Here is a 19,207-nt window from a genome sequence, read left to right on the forward strand (position 1 = left end):
CTACGATTGCTATTCTGACAAGGTAGTTTCCTTTTTCCCTTCAGTTTCGGCTGCCCCATAAGCGACTTCCGAATGCCGCACCTTCGCCAGGTAGCTGACATTGGGCAGGGTGTGCAACTCTTCGATGACGTAGTACAGCCGGTCGAAATTGTCTTTCCGGGTTGTGCTGATGCGGCTCGAAATGCTGTTGGCATTGCCAAAGACGATGGCTTCCGTGGGACATGCCTGCTGGCAGGCCGTCTGTATATCCACCATGTCCTCGAGGACGCGGTTCTCTTTCTTCGCCTTGAGCTTTCCATCCTGCAAGCGCTGTACGCAGAAGCTGCACTTTTCCATGACGCCGCGGCTGCGGACGACAACGTCGGGGTTCAGCACCATGCGGGTGAGGTCGTCGTTCATCTGGAAGACAGCCGGGTCCAGTTTGCCGACTATGGACTGGTCCTGGTTGTTCGGGAAGCTGTCGGCGCCGGTGTAGTCGGCCCAGTTGAAACGGCGAACTTTATAGGGACAGTTGTTGGCGCAATAGCGGGTGCCGATGCAACGGTTATAGGCCATCTGGTTAAGACCTTCGGTGCTGTGGTTGGTGGCGTTGACGGGACAGACGTTCTCGCAGGGCGCGTTGTCACAATGCTGGCAAAGCATCGGCTGGAATACCACCTGTACGTCTTCGGGGCTGTCCAGGTTATTGGACGGCGTAGTGTAATAGCGGTCGATACGCAGCCAGTGCATATCGTGATAGCGCATTACTTCGTGCTTCCCGACGATGGGAACGTTGTTCTCGGCATAGCAGGCTACGACGCAGGCGGAGCAGCCAGTGCAGGAGTTGAGGTCGATGGACATGCCCCACTTGATGCCCGGCTTGTCGTACTGCGGGTAAAGAGTCCCCTGGTCGGTAAAATGCTCTATCCCGCCAAAAGGCTTCAGCTCTTCTTCCCGTTCGTTCATTACGTAACCGGGCTCCTTTTTGAAGGTATCGAGAGTTAGCTCCTTGACCACTTCCGTACGGCCTTCGTAGGAGCTGTGCGTCTGGGTGAAGGCGAGCTTGAAGGTATCGTTTGTCTTTTCAAAGCTGCCGTCGGCGGCGTACCAATCCACTGTCGTGCCGTTGAAGGTGAGCAGGGGGAAGGCGTTCTGGCCCGCACCGGCTGCGGCCTTACCGATAAAATCGGGGGTATTGTCGGGGTTGGCGCTGCTTCGGCCATAACCCACGGCGATGCCGATGACTTCGTTGTTGGTGCCGGGGATGATCACTGTGGGCAGGCTCAGCTCTTTGTTGCCGGCCTTTACCTTGATCACCTGTTTGGTGGGATATACTTCGTAGGCGTCGGCCTGGCGGCGATCGCCAAGATCGAGGCCCCAGGTGTCCTTTGCAAATTTGGGGGAGACGACGGCGTAGTTGTCCCAATCCGCCTTTGTGATGGGATCGGGTACTTCCTGCAGCCAGGGGTTGTTGGCCTGGGCGCCGATGCCCATAGTCACTTTCTGATAGAGGACAATTTCAAATTGGCCGCCTTTTTTGATGGAGCCGATGGCGCTGGCAGCGTCGCCGACCTTGCCATTATTATAGGAGACGGCCGAAGCGGCGCCGGCAGTTGGTTCGATGACACCGTCCTGCAGGGCTTTCTCATAGGCTTCGATGCCGCCCAGTTTGCCCGTCCAGTATTGTTTGAAATATGCTTCGTAAGCCGTGGTACTCCCGCTCCATTTCAGCAGGGAATCCTGGAAATGCCGCGTCTTGAACAGCGGAGCGATAGTGGGTTGCAGGAAGGAGAAATAACCGGGCTTGGGTTCGGCGTCACCCCAGCTTTCGAGGAAGTGCGGGGCGGGCAGCACATATTTGGTGAGTTCGGTCGTTTCGTCCAGCCGGTCGTTGAAGGAGATGGAGGCCTTTACCTTCTTCAGGCCGGCCTTGAACTTCTCCGCATCATAATAATCATATGCCGGGTTCACGCCGTAGACCAGCAGGGCCCCTACTTTGCCGTCGTTGAGGTCAGCGACCAGCGCGTTCATCTCGCTGTCGATGCCCTGGCGGGTCTGTAAGGGGGCCGACCAATCGACTGTAGAGCCATTTGCACCGATGGCTTCGTTGATGGCGTTGACGATGATCTGGATGTTGACATTATTGCTGCCGCTGATGACAAGGGCATTCCCTTTATTATCCAGCAGGTCTTTTGCCGCTTTTTTAACCCCGGCTTTCAATTTTTCCGGAAGGGCGGGCGCCGTAACAGAACCACCCAGCTCTGCATAAAGTGCCAGGGCGATAGCCCCCGTTTCGGTGGGGCGATGGGTGTAGCGGTGGTCGGCATTGCCGCCAGTCATGGAGAGCAGGCTTTCGAATTGATAGTGCTTGCTCATCTCGGGGTTCTTGGCGCTGACCTTACGGTTTACCGACCAATACCGCGCGAATTCGACGGGGCTCAGCCAGGTTGCGAGGAAGTCGGCGCCAAGCGAGACGACGACCTTTGCCTTGTCAAACCTGTAGGAAGGCAGGCTGCGCTTGCCGTATGTGGCTTCGTTGGCCAGCAGCATCCCGCTGTAAGTGTCGGCGTCATATTGTACGTGGCGGCTGCCCGGATACTTTGCCAGGAAGTCGCTGATAATTTGTTTTGTAGTAGGCGACGTAATCGTACCGGTCAGCAGCACGATCGGCCCACCGGCAGAAGCAAGCGCATCGCTTACCAGCTTATCGAAGGCCTCGAACGTGCTTACCTCGTTGGGTTTGCCATCCGTTATCTGAACCGGGAAACGAAGGCGGGCCGTATCATAAAGATCGAGCACCGAAGCCTGTACCCGGGCCGAAGTACCGCCCTTGGTGAGGGAAGAGAGGGTGTTGCCTTCGATCTTGATCGGGCGCCCGTCCCGAACCTTCGCGACTACAGGAACGACATCACCACCAAAGGAATAGGTGGTTGCGTAAAAGTCGGCGACACCGGGGATCATGTTATCCGGCTTGTTGAGATAGGGGACGACATGACGGACAGGCATCTCACAGGAGGCAGCCAGGGTGGCAGCAGCCGTGCTAAAGCCCAGATATTTTAGAAAATCCCTACGGGGATGTTTGGCGTCGAGCAATCCTTTTGAATCCAGGCCTTCGAACGGTAGGTTCTCATTGAACTCGTTCTCCGTTGATTTCTGAAACGCTTCGCTGTTATTGCGCTCTCCGAAACTTTGCCAGTACTTTTTGTCGCTCATATTTGAGAAGTTAAACTTTATGGTGCTCCGCGGGCGGAGGGAGGGTAGTAGAAAATTAGTAGTGACATTTTTGACATTCGGTGCCGCCGATGTTCTCAACGGTGACCGAGTCCATAGTGCCGTTTTTCAAATCTTTATGAAAACGCTCGTAAATGCTGTAGAATTTATTCCCGTTACCTGAGGAGTCGGGGAAGTTCACCTTGGTGGTGCGGTGGCAGTTGATACACCAACCCATGCTCAGCGGAGCGAATTGTCTTACTTCATCCATTTCCTGGATGGGTCCGTGGCAGGTCTGACACTGTACCTGGCCAGCTTTTGTGTGCTGAGCGTGGCTAAAGAATACGTGGTCGGGGAGATTGTGGATCTTGGTCCATTGCACCGGCTTTGCATTGGCAAGATTATAGGAGTTTGTCTTGGGGTCGAAGCCGGTGTAGCTATACAGCTTCTGGATCTCTGCCGTACCGTCTACCTTGCTGCCGTCTTCGCGATAGAGTTGCGGGCCCTTGGTGTAGTCGTTGATCGCGGCATGACAGTTCATACAGACGTTCAGCGGCGGCACGGTGGCGTGTCTGCTGTCCATGGCGTTGCTGTGACAGTACAGACAGCTGATCTGGTTGATGCCGGCGTGAACTTTATGGGAGTAGAAGATCGGCTGTTCAGGCTGATAACCTTGTTGCCGGCCAAGACCGATGGCGCCTTCTACAACCAGGTAACCCCCGGCGACAAAGACCACGAGGATGAGCATGGCGATATAGGCCTTATTGCGATAGAAGGGAACGGGTTCCGCGGCGGGAATACCTTCTTTGTCGTCGGAGAGCTTTTTCAGGCTGCTGTTAACCTGAAGGAGCACAAACATGATGATCGCGAGGATCAGGGTCAGGATACCGTAAAGCAGGGTGTTGTCGCTTTCCTGTTCTTTGTTGTCAACGGTATTTCCCGGACCCGGAGGAGGTGGCGGCTGAGCAGCTTCCACATACTTGAAGATGGCATCGATTTCGCCATTTGTCATGGAGGGGAACGTGTTCATCGGGACCTTGAACTGATTGTACAACCCAGTGAAATAGGGATTTCCCGAAGCCAACACCTTTGTATTATTACGGACCCAGTCGTGGAGCAGGTTCTTGTCAGGGATCCTGTCAACTGCCCCCTTCAGAGCCGGCCCGATGATCTGCTTAAAAGGGCTGTGACACGAGGCGCAATTCGTCTGGAATAAAGCCTTACCGTCCTGAGCAAACAACCTATTTCCGAGGGAAAACAGAGAGAGGAGGAGGATACTGAATATTAGCCTTTTGACTGTTGGTCTGTGGTTGGTCATATATACAAAAGTGTATAAATGTGGAAAAATCTCCTTAACAGGTTGCAAAAATAAGTCAGGATTTTAACAATATATCAACATGCAGAAAATTTTTTTTCCCGCGTCTGGCGTGGGTTTCAGCGAATTACGTCAAATCGTTCTGACCTTCTGTCATAGTATTGTCAACGCATGCAGCGAACAAAATAGGCAGCTAAAATCGCTGTAGGCAATGTAGTTTTGCGCATGCAGAAGATTGCCATTTTCGCGTCCGGAACAGGGACGAACACAGCCCGGATCATTGATCATTTTCGTCATCACGCCACCATCAAAGTCGCACTTATCGTCTGTAATAAACCTGGCGCGGGAGTGCTGGACATTGCCTCGCGGGAAGGCATTCCCACCTTATTAATAGAAAAAGAACCTTTTTTCCGGGGAGATGCCTATGTAAAGCAGCTGCGTGAAAAACAGATCGACTTCATCGTGCTGTCAGGATTCTTATGGAAGATGCCCGAGGTGCTGATCAAGGCCTGGCCCGGCAGGATCATCAATATCCATCCCGCCCTGCTCCCAAAATTCGGCGGCAAAGGGATGTATGGCCGCTTTGTGCATGAGGCGGTGATCGCGGCGGCGGAAATAGAAACAGGTATTACCATTCACTACGTGGATGAACAATATGATCACGGCCAGCCGATCTTCCAGGCCAGGGTCAGCGTCGAAAAGGACGACACCCCCGACACGCTCGCAAAAAAGGTGCATATGCTGGAATATGAGCACTTTCCGCGGGTGATCGAGGAGGTGCTGAAGTTGCAAAATCGGCGTTAAAAATGCGGCTCCGGCCGCTGGTTTGTCCTATTTTGGTAGTAGTATTACGATTAAAATAATTAGCCATTGGCATTTTCTACCCATAAGAACTTACTGCTTCCCTTATCCTTTTTTGTCTTTCTCCTTTTTTGCAGCAAGGCCAGGGGGCAGGAAGTGACCATCCATGGGACGGTATTCAATATGTATCGCACCAAGCCACTGGACGGGGTCAGTGTCATGAGCACCATGGGAAGGGGTACCGCGACGGACTCCAATGGCAACTATGCTATCACCGTAAGCATAAAAGATTCGCTCTACTTCTCCTATCTTGGCCGGGAGACCGCCAAATTCCCCATTAGCAACATCAACTCTCTGAACGGTTTCGACATCGCCCTCCATGTTGACCCCGTTACCCTTAAAGAAGTAAAGGTGATGCCCCGCAACTATCATTATGACTCCTTGCAAAACCGGCAGGACTATGCCAAGATCTTCAATTACAAGAAGCCGGGTTTTAAGCTAAATAGTACGACAGGCCAGGACGGGGGAGGCGTCGGTGTCGATCTGAATCAGCTGATCGAGATGTTCGATCGCGCCAAGACCAGGCGAACGCTTGCCTTTCAGCGTAGGTTGGAGGATGAAGAAAGGGAAAAGTATGTCGACTATCGTTTCAACCGGAGCACCGTACTCAAGATAACCCATCTCGAAGGCGACGAGCTGGACAGCTTTATGGCTCGCTACCGCCCCTCCTACGACTTCTGTCACCGGGCGACGGATTACGATCTGCTGGACTATATCAAGCTGGCCTTTCATGAATACCAGGCAGACCGGAAGGATCACCCCTAAAATCATAGACTATATAATATGGATCAACTGACATTGGGTGTCGGCACCCGCCTCCAACACACGGCATTGGGACCCGGCGTGATCGTCGGAGTTCGCTACGCTGATTATCTTATTTCTTTTATTCATCATGGCATCCGGGAGATTAAGAAAGACGACCCTCAGCTCGATGAGATCATCCCGGAGAATGTCACTGTCGAAGTGGAAACACAGTCGGAGATGGAGAAGTCCTTACTCGGCATCCTCCGGCTTTGGGGCGGCCTTACCGAAGTGGTGCCGCTTGGTGATAAATGGAAAGGCGGGCAGCTCGTGCTTCAGCCCGGTGATAAATCGATAAAGCCAAAAGAAGTACCGATCGATGTCTTCTTTCATAAAATTGTGATGGCCCGCGACCGCCTGCGGGTGCTCGAACAACAGATAAATGGGCACAAGGGATTGAGTGACGAAGAGAAGGTGAATCTGCAACAATATATAACCCGCGTCTATGGGTCTTTCACCACCTTTAATGTGTTATTCAAAAATAAGGAGCAGTATTTTGTAGGAGAGAAAGGTACAAGCGAGTAAAACCGAAGGGTCAAAGAAAAACCTCCCTGGTGGGAGGTCGCCCTAATCAGTTCCATAACCATTAAACCTTATCCTATTTGGTGTAAAGATATGCATTCTTCTTTTCACTTTCAAGTTTTGTGCATGAATGGTGCAAAACTTGACCCATCTAGTAAATCAACAACTTTTGCACATATTCGTCCAGCCGGGCGCTGGCGAGGAAGTTCTTTTCCAGATCGGTATTAAACGGCACCGGGGTATCCAGCGAAGCACATCGAAGCACCGGCGCATCGAGCATGGAGAAACAGTGTTCTCCGATGAATGCCGCAATTTCCGCGCCAACGCCCCCCGTCAGGGTATCCTCATGCAGGATAAGCACCTTACCTGTCCGCGCGACAGTTTCGCGGATAGCCGCGTAATCCAGCGGCAGGAGCGTGCGAAGATCGAGGACATGCAGGGAAAGTTCAGGATGGGACTGCTGGTAATCCAACGCCCAATGAACACCGGCGCCATAAGTAATAATGGAGAGGTCGTCACCATCCTGTACTGTCCTGGCCTTCCCGATCTCCACTGTATAATAGTCTTCAGGCACCGGTCCGGTAATGCTACGATACAACGCCTTATGTTCAAAATAAAGGACTGGGTTCGGATCGTTGATGGCGGCAGCCAGCAATCCTTTTGCATCCATGGGTGTGGAGGGATAGACGATCTTGAGTCCGGGCACATGAGCAAACCAGGCTTCGTTGCTTTGGGAATGGAAGGGACCCGCACCGACACCGGCACCGGTGGGCATCCGGATAACAACGTCCGCCGCCTGGCCCCAGCGGTAGTGGATCTTTGCAAGATTGTTCACTATCTGGTTGAAACCCGCGGTGACAAAATCCGCGAACTGCATTTCCATGACGCTTTTGTATCCTTCCAGGCTGAGCCCCAGCGTGCAGCCTACGATGGCGCTTTCACACAGTGGGGTATTTCTTACCCGGCTTTTTCCATATTTTTCCATCAGCCCTTCGGTGACCTTGAAGACGCCGCCATATTCGGCGATATCCTGCCCCATGAGGACAAGATTGCTGTGGCGTTGCATCGATTGATCGAGACTTTCGCTGATGGCGTCGACAAGCCGCTTCTCCGGCGTCCCGGCATCCACGGGAGGCATCTCTTCTATTACATATGGCGCAGGCGCATAGGTATCCACCAATTCTTCTTCCGTATCCGGTACAACGTGGACAGGCCCCGCCACCTCGTTCAACTCCAGCTCGATGGTTTCCCGGATGTTTTCGCGGAGCTGTTCGATGCGGCTGTCGTCCAACACCCCCTGCTCGCGTAGAAACCCTTCGAAATTGGCTACAGGGTCTTTCTTTCCCCAGTCCTCGAGCAACTCCTGCGGCACATATTTAATGCCGCTGGCTTCTTCATGGCCCCGCATCCGGAAGGTCATACATTCGACGAGATAAGGCCGCTGGTATTTGATACAGTATTCCCGGATGCCGCGAAGCGTGTCATAAACAGTCAATATATTATTACCATCGATGCGAACACCTTGCATGCCATATCCCTCGGCCTTATAGACAAGGCTTTCACAACGATATTGCTCCGACACCGGCGTGCTCAGGCCATAGCCATTATTCTCGATGAGAAAGATAACGGGCAGATCCCAGACGGAAGCTACGTTGAGGGCTTCGTGGAAGTCTCCTTCGCTGGTACCGCCATCGCCGCTGAAAACCAGCGTCGCCTTGTTCTTCTTTTGTAATTTATACGCGAGGCCGATGCCATCGGCAACGCCAAGCTGCGGACCAAGATGGGAGATCATGCCACAAATGGCATGCTCGCGATTGCCGAAATGAAAGCTCCTTTCCCGTCCGTTACTATAGCCGTCCTGGCTTCCCTGCCATTGCAGAAACAGTTTCGACAAGGGCATGTTCCGGCTGGTGAACACTCCAAGGTTGCGGTGGAGGGGGAGGATCCATTCTTCCGGTTTCATGGCGAGGGTGGCGCCCACTGAAATGGCTTCCTGACCGATGCCGCTAAACCATTTGCTGATTCTGCCTTGCCGCAATAAGACCAGCATCTTCTCTTCGATCATCCGGGGCAGTAAAAGACTTTTGTAAAGGCGGATCAACTCTTCGTTGCTGCAGTTTTTTCTTTCAAAGTGCATGGTCTTCCTATCTAAAATTTTAGTATCGCCTTCTTTCCTCTTCTCTATCCTTATCCCTGTACAATAAGGAGGTTAGCAAGGATAAAAGCAGGCTGAACAACAGGGCCCACCCGAATCCATCCACGTGAAACCCACGGACCAAATGACTTTCGCTTGCAAACCAGACAATAAGGGCATTAATGACAAAAAGAAATAATCCGAAGGTAAGAACGGTGATCGGCAGGGTAAGAATAATAAGCACAGGCTTCAGAAAAAAGTTCAAGACTGCCAGCACAAGGGAAAGCACCACCGCCGTCCAAAAAGTATTGATATGAATACCCGGCAGCACAGAAGACAATGCAAAAGCAACTACCGCTGTGATAAGTATGCGGAGCAGGAAATTCATGTGAAACTTTTTCTGAAATTACGGCATTCTGGTTATCCAGCCGAACCCTTCTTCGAAATTTTGGTTTCGGCCGGATAACGGCTAATGATGGGCCTTCGGCCAGCGGGCCTCGGGCCCGCTCAGACCACCACCAACTCGAAGAACTCCTCGGGCCGGAGGTATTTCCTGGCCAATTCCCGCAGCTCTTCCGGACCGATAGTCTTGATGATCCTGACCCCTTCCTTGAAGTAATCTCCATCCAGTCCGTTGAGCAGGATATTCTTCCAGCGGCTGGCCACCTGGAAGGGACCGTCCAGATCGCCTAGAATAGTCCCGATGGCAAAATTTCGCGCCATCTGCAGCTCTTCCTCATCGATCAGCTCCTCCCGCAGAAGGTCCATCTCCTTATACACTTCGGTTATGGCCGGCGCACAGACTTCTTTCCCCGCCTCCGTACTGATCATCAGGGCGCTTTCCTGCATATTGTTCACGAGATAACTGTAAATCCCATAGGTATATCCTTTATCCTCACGGATATTGGCCATCAGCCTGGAGCCAAAGAAGCCACCGAACACGTTGTTCAGCACCTGCACCCGCTGAAAATCCGGATGGTGCCGGTTGGGGAAATTGCGGGCGATGCGGATAGAGCCTTGTACCCCGTTGGGATCGTTGGCTATCTGGTATCGTTTTTCCGCGGCGGGGATGATGGCGGGCGCGGGCAGGGATACTCCTTTCTGCGGCGCGTGAATGGTCAGGCTGCCAAAAGAAGCCTCCAGCCGGGGGATGATATCTTCAGGTAGCTTCCCGGCCACCAGGATACGGCAGGTTCCTTCCTGGTAGTATTGGTGATAGAAGGCCAACAGGTCTTCCCTTTCCAGTTGCTGGTAATCCTCCAACTGCATGTACCGCCCATAGGGATGCTCCGGTCCATATAAGTAAGCATCGATGAGCCGTGTGGCCACGAAATCACTTTTCTTCAAGCTTACCTGTAACCGCTGCTGAGCATTTTTCTTGTAGATATCGAGCTCTTCTACGGGAAAGACCGAGTCGGTGACCAGTTCGGCTACCACCGGCAGCAGCTCCCCGACATGCTTATTGAGGCAATGCAGGGTCATCTCCGCTGTCTCGTGATGTGCGGCGCGATTGAGATAGGCGCCATAATATTCGAAGTGTTCGTTTATATCGAAGGCTTTGCGCTTTGAGGTCCCGTTCTTCAAAAGGCTATTGACGGCGGCGGCAACTCCCTTCTTTTTTTCAAAGCTGTTGCCGGCATAGAAGATCCATGTGACCATCATAGCTTCCACATTGCCCAGATCGATGGCATATACTTCTATGCCGTTGGAAAGGACATGCCTGCGATAAGGCGGTAAGGTCAGATCGAATTCGATAGCATCTTTTATCGGCGGCGCGATTGTTCTGTCTAAAATCGACTTAATAGTTTGTACACCCATGCCAAAACTCATTTTTCGCTGTAATAATAGAGGGTATTGCTGTTTAGCGGATCGAAGATGCTGCGGCTTGCTTCCAGCATCTCATCAGCCGTGACGGCCTGGTATTTCTGTAATTCGGTATTCATCATGTTCACATCGCCCAACAGCTCGTATATAGCCAGGCTATTGGCCCGGTTCATGACACTCATGTCTTCGAAGACAATGGCCGACTCGGTTTTGTTCTTAACCTTGGTCAGCTCTTTCTCCGCAATGGGCGCGGCCTTTAATTTCTCCAACTCTTCTTCCACGGCCTGGTCGGCGGCTTCCATGCTGACGCCTTTTATCAGTTTCCCTTCGATGACCACCAGTCCCGGGTCGTTGGAGCCGGTGTGATAGCATTCTATCTGGCTGAATAGCTTCTTTTCCTTGATGAGGCTCTGGTGCAGCCGGGAAGAAGCACCGCTGCCAAGCACTTCTGTAAGCAGGTCGGCAACATAGTAACCCGGGTCAACACGTGCCGCCATGGGGTAACATTTGTACAGAGCGTCCAGGGGAACAGGCGCTTTTACGGTGAGCTTGCGCGCCTCATGTTGTTTGGGCTCATTCGGCAGCCGCCGGACATATTTCACGCCGGAAGGGATATCTCCGAACCATTTTTCCGCCAGAGCGCGAACCTGATCAGTTGTCACCTTCCCCGCCACCACGAGGATAGCGTTGGCCGGCCGGTAGTATTTGAAGAAGAACTCCTTTACATCTTCGAGCTTTGCCTCTTCGATGTGGCTTAGCTTGCTGCCGATGGTCATCCAGCGATAGGGATGCTGTTTATAGGCCAGCTCCCGCATCTTGAACCAGACATCGCCATACGGCTTATTGATATAGTGTTCCTTAAACTCTTCCATCACCACTTTCCGCTGTACTTCCAGGCTCTTTTCGCTAAAGGCCAGGGACAGCATGCGGTCGCTCTCCAGCCAGAAGGCCGTTTCGATATTCTCCGCGGGCAGTTGGATATAGTAGTTGGTGAAGTCGTTTGTCGTATAGGCGTTGTTCTCGCCACCCGCCAGCTGCAGCGGAGTTTCGAAGTCTTCTATGTGGACAGACCCGCCGAACATGAGGTGTTCGAACAAATGGGCGAAACCTGTTCTCTTAGGGTCTTCATCCCGGGCGCCTACATCATAGAGGACATTGACAACAACCATTGGAGTGGAGGCATCCTCGTGCACTAAAACACGTAAGCCGTTAGCGAGTTCAAACCTGTCATATTTGATCATAGGACGGTAAAAGTACGGAAAATCTGATGTCTGCCCTTCGGGCGATAGGCCTCCGGCCTATCTGGGGCCTCCGGCCCATCCTACCTGATACTTTTTACCTGCAGGCTGAGCTGGAGCAGCTCGCCATTCCGGTTGACGATGAGCTTTAATTTATCCCCCGTATTCTGGAGCAGGTTCTTATACGTCTGAATGTTATTGCTAAAATTGTTGCCCACCGATAGCAGGATATCATCCTCCTTCAAACCCGCCTTTTCGGCAGGGGAGTCCTTCATGACATCCCCGACCTTGATCTCGCCATCCATCCAGTAAATGCCAAGCCCGGTATAGGAATAATCAAACAGGTCGCGATAGTGGGAGTTGGGAAGAAGGTAAATGACGCGGCGATCATAATTGAGCGTCACATTAAAGCGACGGAGGATATCATTGCCCACGAGTCCGCCTAAGTTTGGATAGGAAGTGACATTGTATTGATCGTCAAAGACATAGCTAGGGACATGCCGGAAGCGATAGGGCCCGATGCGCAACTCTTTCACCGTTGTCAGCCGCATGATGGCCTTCCCGCCCAGACCCTGCGCCGAAGTATAGTACTCTTTTTTACGGGAATCGAGCAGGGTACTGTCACTGATAAAATCCGAGGAGAACAAGGCACAGAGCCCGGCGCCGGTGTCGAAATAAAAGCGGGCGAAGACCTTCCTCGCCTCCATCACCTCCGCACCCAGGATAGGCAGACTGGCGATGACGGGACGCATCATAAAACCGCCTCTTGGATACCGGAAGTTGCCGTGCGACCAGACTTTGACTCGCATGCTATCATAATCGATCTGGACGATATACCGGGAAAAGAAGCTGAACCCGATGATGCCGTCCACCTTTTCTCCATATACGCTGGTGAGGATATCGTAATCGTTGACATGAAAATTGAGACTGTCCACCGTGAGACCGGGGAGACGCAGTGTCTCGTTATACAGAAACTTCACCTTCCGCACACCGGCGATACCCAGGATGGTCTTATCCGAAGGCTGGGGCGTCAGCCTCAGTCTTACACACGTCAGCGAATCGAGGGAGATGCCGCCACTGCCGGTGTCCAGGATAAAATTGAGGCTGTCAGGGAAATTATCCAGCCGGGCTTTTATAAGAATAACGCCACCGGTGAATGTCGTGAAGGGAAAGGAGGTGATCAGTCTGGAAGGAGGCTGGACGAAGGTCTCCTGTGCGCCCAGTGTTCCGCCAGTGATGAACCCGATAGCAGCCAGTAATAACAGGCACGAACGGTAGAAACGAGGGCGGATGCGGATGCGATAAAACAGTGAAAGATGTTTCTCTAAGCTAAGCATAGTTAGACATTGGTTCATTAAATATAAATCGTATTTGTTGTTCTATCAAGCCGCTCATCTATATTATTCCCGGGTTGCGTACCTTTGTCGGCACAAAGCAGTAATATGAATCTCCCGGACTTATATGAGAGGGCGTTGAACTTTCAGTTCCTCAACATCGAGGAAGGTGTATATCTTTTTGAGCAGGCTCCGCTGACGGAGCTGATGTACGTGGCAAATGAATTGCGCAAGAAGCAGGTTCCGCATGGTAAGGTCACCTGGCAGATCGACCGAAATGTCAATACGACCAATGTCTGCATCGCCAATTGCAAATTCTGCAATTTCTACCGGGTTCCCGGCCACGCCGATGCCTATATCACCGATATCGATACCTACAAGCGAAAGATAGAAGAGACCTTCCGCTGGGGCGGCGACCAGCTGCTGCTGCAGGGTGGCCATCACCCCGACCTGGGGCTTAGCTTCTATACCACGCTGTTTCGGCAATTAAAAGAGTTGTATCCTAACTTGAAGCTGCACACGCTGGGGCCGCCCGAGGTGGCACATATTTGTAAGAAAGAAAAAATGAGCCATCACGACGTGCTGACGGCGCTGCAAGAAGCAGGTATGGACTCGTTACCGGGAGCGGGTGCGGAGATCCTGATCGACCGGGTGCGCCGCCTCATCAGTAAAGGAAAATGCGGTGCGCAGGAATGGCTTGATATCATGCACGAAGCCCACAAGCTGCATATCACCACGTCTGCCACCATGATGTTCGGCCATGTGGAGACCTTGCAGGAAAGGATGGAACACCTCATCCGCATCAGGGACGTGCAGGCAAGGAAGCCGGCCTCGGCCAAAGGGTTCCTGGCTTTTATCCCCTGGACTTTCCAGGACGTGGACACGCTGCTCACCCGCATCCGCGGGGTACATAACCTTACGACACCGGAGGAATATATCAGAATGATTGCTATTAGTCGTATAATGCTCCCGAACGTAAAGAACATCCAGGCGTCCTGGCTGACGGTGGGCAAGCAGACCGCGCAGCTATGTCTGCATGCCGGCGCCAACGACTTCGGCAGCATTATGCTCGAAGAAAATGTGGTGAGCGCGGCCGGCGCACCTCATCGATTTACTGCGAGGGGCATCCAGGCAGCCATCCGGGAAGCCGGTTTCGAGCCCCAGCTGCGCAACCAGCAGTATGAATGGCGGCAAATACCCTCAAATATAGAAGAGCAACTTATAAATTACTAATTACCAGTATGTAAGGGTTTACCCGCGTTTTTTTTGAAAGAGTTGGAAACTTAAAACGCTGATTTTACGTTCCTATAGCGAAGATCTTTAGGTCATTCATTCCATGAAAAGCCCTTTTCGCAAACTAGTACGTATCTCGGTGGTTCTGTTAGTGTTAGTGCTTCTCTTCAACTTCTTTGGGTATTATATTAACCGAATAAGAAGCCTGGAGAATAAGGAGCTTATAGCTGCAATTAACCGATCGGGTCACCAACAAGCTCTGAGTCAACACATTGCCCGGGAGGTGATTCTTTTATTGAACAATCCCGACCCGGGGCAAGCGGATATCCTTCATGACTCGCTTGCCGAACTCATGGTCCGTTTCCGGCAAAACCAGCTCGATCTGCAAAAGCAGGCCGGGTCGGCCCCTTCGCCGGTGCCGCAACAGATATTCCAGATCAAATTACTCCTCTCAACTTCCCAGACATTTTTCGAGTCTATCAACGCCATCGGGCAGGAGATGGAGCAGGCGGACTCCACGCTGCTTGCGATGAATAAGAGGCTCTATCTCCGCAACATGCTGTACAACCAACAGCACTACAATGAGCTGCTGGGCGAGATCAACCAGCACTATTCCGACCTGGTGACGGAAAAGAATGGCGAGGTGGCCACCATTGACACCGGCAAGCTCATCTCCCTCATCGTAGCCATCGCCGGGCTTGCCCTCCTTGTGCTGGAGCCCGCTTTTAAAAAAGGAGCGACCAACTATAAAGAGCTGCAGCAGGCGAGGAATGCCCTGTTGAATGAAAAGAAGTTTCTTGCTTCTATCCTGCAATCCCAGACCAACTATGTCATCCGCATCAACCGGGCAGGCCAGTTCACCTATGCCAACCCCGCTTTTCTGAAAACCTTCGGCTATAGCGAACAGGAGATACAGCAGGTGCTTTTTTATATGACCATCTTCCCCAAGGACATGGCACGCTGCCAACAAGTGGCAAACGATTGCTGGAACAACCCGGGAAAGGTCTTCCGGCTGCTGATCCGCAAACCGATAGGGCGCACACGCGATTTTCTCTGGACGGAATGGGAATTCCTCGCGCTCACCGACGAGGCCGGAGAGGTCAACGAGATCCAGGGCATCGGGTCCAATGTTTCGGAGAAGCTGCAAACGGAGCAGGTGAAAGAAGAAGCCATCCGCACGCTGTCCTACGCGATGACCTACGCCCGGATGGGCTCGTGGAAGCTCGACTTTATCACCAGCGAGTTCTTTCTCAGCAAGGAGTTCAAGGCCCTGCTCGCCATGGACGAGGAAGATCCCGACAAGATTCCCATGGACACCTTTCTTCACCTCTATATCGTTCCGGAAGACTTCAACCTGGTGGCGGAAGAATTTGCCCGGGCCATCCAGCATAAAGAGACTACAGGGTATGAGACCTCTTTCTCCTGCCGCATCATCACCAAACAGGGCTGGATGCGGTATATTTCTGTGAAAGGGAAAGTGGTAGATGAACAGATGGAGTTTGGCATCGCCCAGGACATAACGTCTCAGAAAGAGGCGGAGAACGCGCTGCTCAACAGCGAACAGAAATTCCGGCTCCTGGCCGAGAATTCAGAAGATATCATCAGCGTCCATGCCATCGACGGCACCATCTGGTATCTCTCGCCCTCCGTGACGACGGTGTTGGGGTATGAAGTAGACGACATCATCGGCAGGGCGATCGAACACTATGTCCACCCCGACGACCGGCATAAGTTTCTCCCCGCAGACCAGCTGCCGCAATTCGCCGGGACCAGCCAGGCGGAGAGCAGCATCACCGTCCGCTATCGCATCCTCCGCAAGGATGGAGTCTATATCTGGCTGGAAAGTATCGTCAAGCCTATCATCGATGAAGACCAATTGGTAAAGCTCATCTGTACCTCGCGTAATATCACCGGCCAGAAGATCGCACAGGAAAAGCTGAAGAAGAAGGACTTTTTGCTGCAGGCCGTCGCACAGGCGACTCATTCCCTGCTGCTCAATACCGATCTGAATCAGGCCATCACGGAGTCCATCTCGGTATTGGGGAGTACGGCCATGGTCGACAGGGTTTATCTTTTCCAGAACGGTGTTGACGAAAAGGGACAATTCCAGACCACAGAAACACATGAATGGACCGAAAGACCCGAAGACAACCGGCAGGCCCACCCGTTGATGCATAATATCCCCCTCGAAAAGGTGGCCAAGATCATCGAACCGCTGCGGGAGCGAATGCCTTTCGTCTGTTATAAGAGCAAGGAAGAGGATCCACAATTGCAGTATATCCTCGAAACCGCCGGGGTGTTATCCAGCGTAGCCCTGCCCATCTTCCTGAAGGACGGTACATTCTGGGGGTGGGTCGGTTTTGACGAAATAAAAGAAGAGCGGGAATGGTTCGAAGCTGAATTCGCGATCCTGCAGTCTTATGCCTCTTCGCTGGCTGCCGCGATCGAACGGAAACAGATAGAGGTAGAGCTGGTACAGGCCAAGGAGCTGGCCGAATCCGCCAGCCGGGCCAAGAGCGAATTCATGGCCAATATGAGCCACGAGCTGCGGACCCCGATGAATGGCATCATCGGCTTCACCGACCTGGTGCTGACAACCGAACTGCAAAAGGCGCAGCGCGACTACCTGCAAAACGTAAAGCGATCGGCCTACGGCCTGCTGGAGATCATCAACGACATCCTTGACTTCTCGAAGATAGAGGCCGGAAAGCTGCTCATCGATCATACTACATTCAAGTTGGATGAGCTGATCGAAGAGACGATCGACATGCTTACCCTGAAGGCCTTTGAGAAAAAACTGGAGATGCTGTACCGGGTAGACCCTGCGATACCCTCGCAGTTTCTCGGCGACCCCGTCCGGATCCGGCAGATCGTGGTGAACCTGCTTGGCAACGCCATCAAATTTACCGCGGCCGGGGAGATCCTCGTTACTATCCGGAAATCCGGCGATGTCTACCAGTCGGATAACAAATCCTTTATCCGGCTGGCCATCGACGTAAAAGACACGGGCATCGGCATCCGCAAGGAGAAGCTCCAAAAGATATTCGAAAGCTTTACTCAGGCAGACACTTCCACGACCCGGAAATATGGCGGGACAGGACTTGGGCTCACCATCTCCAGGAGTCTTGCAGAGCTGATGGGTGGCTATCTCACGGTGGAAAGCGAACCGGTGAAGGGTAGCACCTTCACCCTCCACCTTGTACTGGAGGTGGCTAACGAACAGCCTGAAGTCCTGCGGCCGCAAGAAGCGCTGTTAAAAAAGGTGCTGATCATCGACGACAACAAAACCAATCTGCAGCTGATAAAGGAGATATTCAACTACTTCCACATCGCCGCCGAGATTGCCACCGGCGCCGAAGAGGCCCTTGCCCGGATGAAGACCGCAAAACAAAAGAAAGACCCGTTCAGCCTGGTGATCACCGACCATTTGATGCCCGGCATGGATGGCATCGCCCTGGTGAAGGAACTGAAAAGACTATACCCCGGTAACAGCCATCCTTATATTTTAATGCTGTCCTCGCTGGAGAAGAATATCTACCAGCACGAAGCGGCCAAGGCCGGCATCAACAAATTCCTCTCCAAGCCGGTGAAGGTGCACGAGCTATATGGCGCCCTGCTGTCGCTGTTCGAGAAGAACCTCCAACAAGACGGCCAGCACTTCCAGCTGCCGGGCAACGGCGTGGAGAAGATCGCAGAGCAAACGAGCATCATGGTCGCCGATGACGACCCGATCAATATGTTGCTGATCTCCGAGGTTTTACGGCGGATGGGCTTTGAGGTGATCCAGGTGAGCAACGGGAAGGAAGCGCTGGAAAGACTGCCGCACTGCGATCCGGCGATGATCTTTATGGATGTCAATATGCCCGAGATGGACGGTTACACCACCACCCGGAAGATCAGGGGGATGCCCGAGCCCTGGTGCCGGCTGCCCATCATCGCCCTCACGGCAGATGCTATGAAGGGTGACCGGGAAAAATGTCTCGAAGCCGGGATGAACAAATACATCTCCAAGCCCTTCCGGCTGGAAGAGATAGATGAGGTTTTGCGGCACTATCTGCCGTTTACCGCCAATTGAGCCTGCTGGTCGCGCAGATCGCCGTCGTTTACACTGATGGTGACGATGTAGTCCTGTGCATCTTCTCGTAGCGTCAGCTCTACGCGGAGCCTTTTCATATCCCCGACACCGGGCAGCAGGGTGAGAACGACCTCATTTTCCTTTTTATCCGGAGTGGGTGTTTCGTATTGACCACTGAGGATGAAGGTTCTCTGTCCCGCGGCGGAGATGATGCTGTTGCTCAGCTGGTTATAGATCTCGGAAAACCGGGCCTTGGCCTGGTCAAAATCTGCCGTGCGGAGCACATTGCATGTCCAGCCGGAGCCCTGGGTTCCTGATGCCGCGACAAGCGTGATCGTGGTCGAGGAAGCCCCCGGCAATTCCAGGGTAGACTTATAGCAGGAGGTTTGTGACGCCTGCCCTATCAATTCCCCTTTAATATCGCTAAAGTGATTGGGATAATCCCGGATAACCTCTTCCAGGACGGTTTGGGTCTTGTTGGAGAAGACTCCTTGGGCGGATAGGGTAGTGGCTGAGAGCATCACCGGCACTAAGGCAAGTATTGCGCTTCTCATAAGTAAGGATTTTCCGCAATATACGGCGCTTCCGGGCGGTGTGCAATAGTAAAACCCCTTCGCCCTTTTAACACAATTTTGTACAATAAACCCTTTTGTCCGGCGTTAAAATCCCGTAATTCACGTA

The 19,207-nt window shown here is 52.7% G+C and carries 13 protein-coding genes; 5 read left to right on the forward strand and 8 right to left on the reverse strand.

All coding sequences use genetic code 11. The annotated features are described in order from the left end of the window. Nucleotides 1–9: 9 nt before the first annotated feature. Both IEY39_RS18895 and IEY39_RS18900 read right to left on the reverse strand, forming a co-directional pair. On the reverse strand, nt 10–3,192 hold the full coding sequence (locus tag IEY39_RS18895; protein ID WP_188934478.1) for a TAT-variant-translocated molybdopterin oxidoreductase: 3,183 nt from the start codon (nt 3,190–3,192) through the stop codon (nt 10–12). Nucleotides 3,193–3,247: 55 nt separating this feature from the next. After that, nucleotides 3,248–4,507 (reverse strand): c-type cytochrome, encoded by a 1,260-nt coding sequence (locus IEY39_RS18900; RefSeq protein WP_188934479.1) that lies wholly within the window; start codon nt 4,505–4,507, stop codon nt 3,248–3,250. A gap of 222 nt (nt 4,508–4,729) precedes the next feature. On the opposite strand from IEY39_RS18900, the gene purN reads away from it, so the two are divergent. The 3 genes from purN to IEY39_RS18915 all read left to right on the forward strand — a co-directional run bounded on the left by purN (nt 4,730) and on the right by IEY39_RS18915 (nt 6,691). Continuing rightward, the gene (gene purN, locus IEY39_RS18905) at nt 4,730–5,308 is read left to right on the forward strand and encodes a phosphoribosylglycinamide formyltransferase (RefSeq protein WP_188934481.1); all 579 of its coding nucleotides are present in this window, start codon (nt 4,730–4,732) and stop codon (nt 5,306–5,308) included. A gap of 66 nt (nt 5,309–5,374) precedes the next feature. Then, the gene (locus IEY39_RS18910) at nt 5,375–6,130 is read left to right on the forward strand and encodes a carboxypeptidase-like regulatory domain-containing protein (protein ID WP_188934483.1); all 756 of its coding nucleotides are present in this window, start codon (nt 5,375–5,377) and stop codon (nt 6,128–6,130) included. Between the two features lie 18 nt (nt 6,131–6,148). Beyond that, nucleotides 6,149–6,691 carry a DUF8685 domain-containing protein gene (locus IEY39_RS18915; RefSeq protein ID WP_188934485.1) on the forward strand — a complete coding sequence of 181 codons (543 nt, stop codon included), beginning with the start codon at nt 6,149–6,151 and terminating at the stop codon, nt 6,689–6,691. A 148-nt stretch (nt 6,692–6,839) separates the two neighbouring features. On the opposite strand, the gene IEY39_RS18920 is transcribed toward IEY39_RS18915, so the two are convergent. From IEY39_RS18920 to IEY39_RS18940, 5 genes are all read right to left on the reverse strand, one after another. Continuing rightward, nucleotides 6,840–8,825 (reverse strand): alpha-ketoacid dehydrogenase subunit alpha/beta, encoded by a 1,986-nt coding sequence (locus IEY39_RS18920; RefSeq protein WP_188934487.1) that lies wholly within the window; start codon nt 8,823–8,825, stop codon nt 6,840–6,842. A gap of 19 nt (nt 8,826–8,844) precedes the next feature. Further along, on the reverse strand, nt 8,845–9,210 hold the full coding sequence (locus IEY39_RS18925) for a phage holin family protein (protein ID WP_188934489.1): 366 nt from the start codon (nt 9,208–9,210) through the stop codon (nt 8,845–8,847). A 119-nt stretch (nt 9,211–9,329) separates the two neighbouring features. Beyond that, a complete protein-coding gene (locus tag IEY39_RS18930) occupies nt 9,330–10,640 on the reverse strand; it encodes a M16 family metallopeptidase (protein WP_229688983.1) in 1,311 nt (436 codons plus the stop codon). Nucleotides 10,641–10,648: 8 nt separating this feature from the next. Next, nucleotides 10,649–11,887 carry a M16 family metallopeptidase gene (locus IEY39_RS18935; RefSeq protein ID WP_188934491.1) on the reverse strand — a complete coding sequence of 413 codons (1,239 nt, stop codon included), beginning with the start codon at nt 11,885–11,887 and terminating at the stop codon, nt 10,649–10,651. Between the two features lie 80 nt (nt 11,888–11,967). Next, complete coding sequence (locus tag IEY39_RS18940) at nt 11,968–13,221, reverse strand: aspartyl protease family protein (protein WP_188934493.1); 1,254 nt, start codon at nt 13,219–13,221, stop codon at nt 11,968–11,970. A 105-nt stretch (nt 13,222–13,326) separates the two neighbouring features. Between IEY39_RS18940 and mqnC the strand changes: the two genes are divergently transcribed. Both mqnC and IEY39_RS18950 read left to right on the forward strand, forming a co-directional pair. Next, nucleotides 13,327–14,451: a cyclic dehypoxanthinyl futalosine synthase gene (mqnC, locus tag IEY39_RS18945; protein WP_188934495.1), complete on the forward strand. Its 1,125-nt coding sequence runs from the start codon at nt 13,327–13,329 to the stop codon at nt 14,449–14,451. Between the two features lie 283 nt (nt 14,452–14,734). Beyond that, the gene (locus IEY39_RS18950) at nt 14,735–18,526 is read left to right on the forward strand and encodes a response regulator (RefSeq protein ID WP_188934497.1); all 3,792 of its coding nucleotides are present in this window, start codon (nt 14,735–14,737) and stop codon (nt 18,524–18,526) included. On the opposite strand, the gene IEY39_RS18955 is transcribed toward IEY39_RS18950, so the two are convergent. After that, nucleotides 18,502–19,080, reverse strand: coding sequence for a hypothetical protein (locus IEY39_RS18955; protein ID WP_188934499.1), 579 nt, complete (start codon nt 19,078–19,080; stop codon nt 18,502–18,504). The genes IEY39_RS18950 and IEY39_RS18955 overlap by 25 nt on opposite strands. Nucleotides 19,081–19,207 lie beyond the last annotated feature (127 nt).

The sequence above is a fragment of the Puia dinghuensis genome, from assembly GCF_014642875.1.
Taxonomy (GTDB): domain Bacteria; phylum Bacteroidota; class Bacteroidia; order Chitinophagales; family Chitinophagaceae; genus Puia; species Puia dinghuensis.

Bases quoted from the DNA above. Each gene is read 5' to 3' on its own strand.
- IEY39_RS18895 (WP_188934478.1), bottom strand. From the start codon at position 3,192: ATGAGCGACAAAAAGTACTGGCAAAGTTTCGGAGAGCGCAATAACAGC.
- IEY39_RS18900 (WP_188934479.1), bottom strand. From the start codon at position 4,507: ATGACCAACCACAGACCAACAGTCAAAAGGCTAATATTCAGTATCCTC.
- IEY39_RS18940 (WP_188934493.1), bottom strand. From the start codon at position 13,221: ATGCTTAGCTTAGAGAAACATCTTTCACTGTTTTATCGCATCCGCATC.
- IEY39_RS18920 (WP_188934487.1), bottom strand. From the start codon at position 8,825: ATGCACTTTGAAAGAAAAAACTGCAGCAACGAAGAGTTGATCCGCCTT.
- purN (WP_188934481.1), top strand. From the start codon at position 4,730: ATGCAGAAGATTGCCATTTTCGCGTCCGGAACAGGGACGAACACAGCC.
- IEY39_RS18915 (WP_188934485.1), top strand. From the start codon at position 6,149: ATGGATCAACTGACATTGGGTGTCGGCACCCGCCTCCAACACACGGCA.
- mqnC (WP_188934495.1), top strand. From the start codon at position 13,327: ATGAATCTCCCGGACTTATATGAGAGGGCGTTGAACTTTCAGTTCCTC.
- IEY39_RS18925 (WP_188934489.1), bottom strand. From the start codon at position 9,210: ATGAATTTCCTGCTCCGCATACTTATCACAGCGGTAGTTGCTTTTGCA.
- IEY39_RS18935 (WP_188934491.1), bottom strand. From the start codon at position 11,887: ATGATCAAATATGACAGGTTTGAACTCGCTAACGGCTTACGTGTTTTA.
- IEY39_RS18930 (WP_229688983.1), bottom strand. From the start codon at position 10,640: ATGGGTGTACAAACTATTAAGTCGATTTTAGACAGAACAATCGCGCCG.
- IEY39_RS18955 (WP_188934499.1), bottom strand. From the start codon at position 19,080: ATGAGAAGCGCAATACTTGCCTTAGTGCCGGTGATGCTCTCAGCCACT.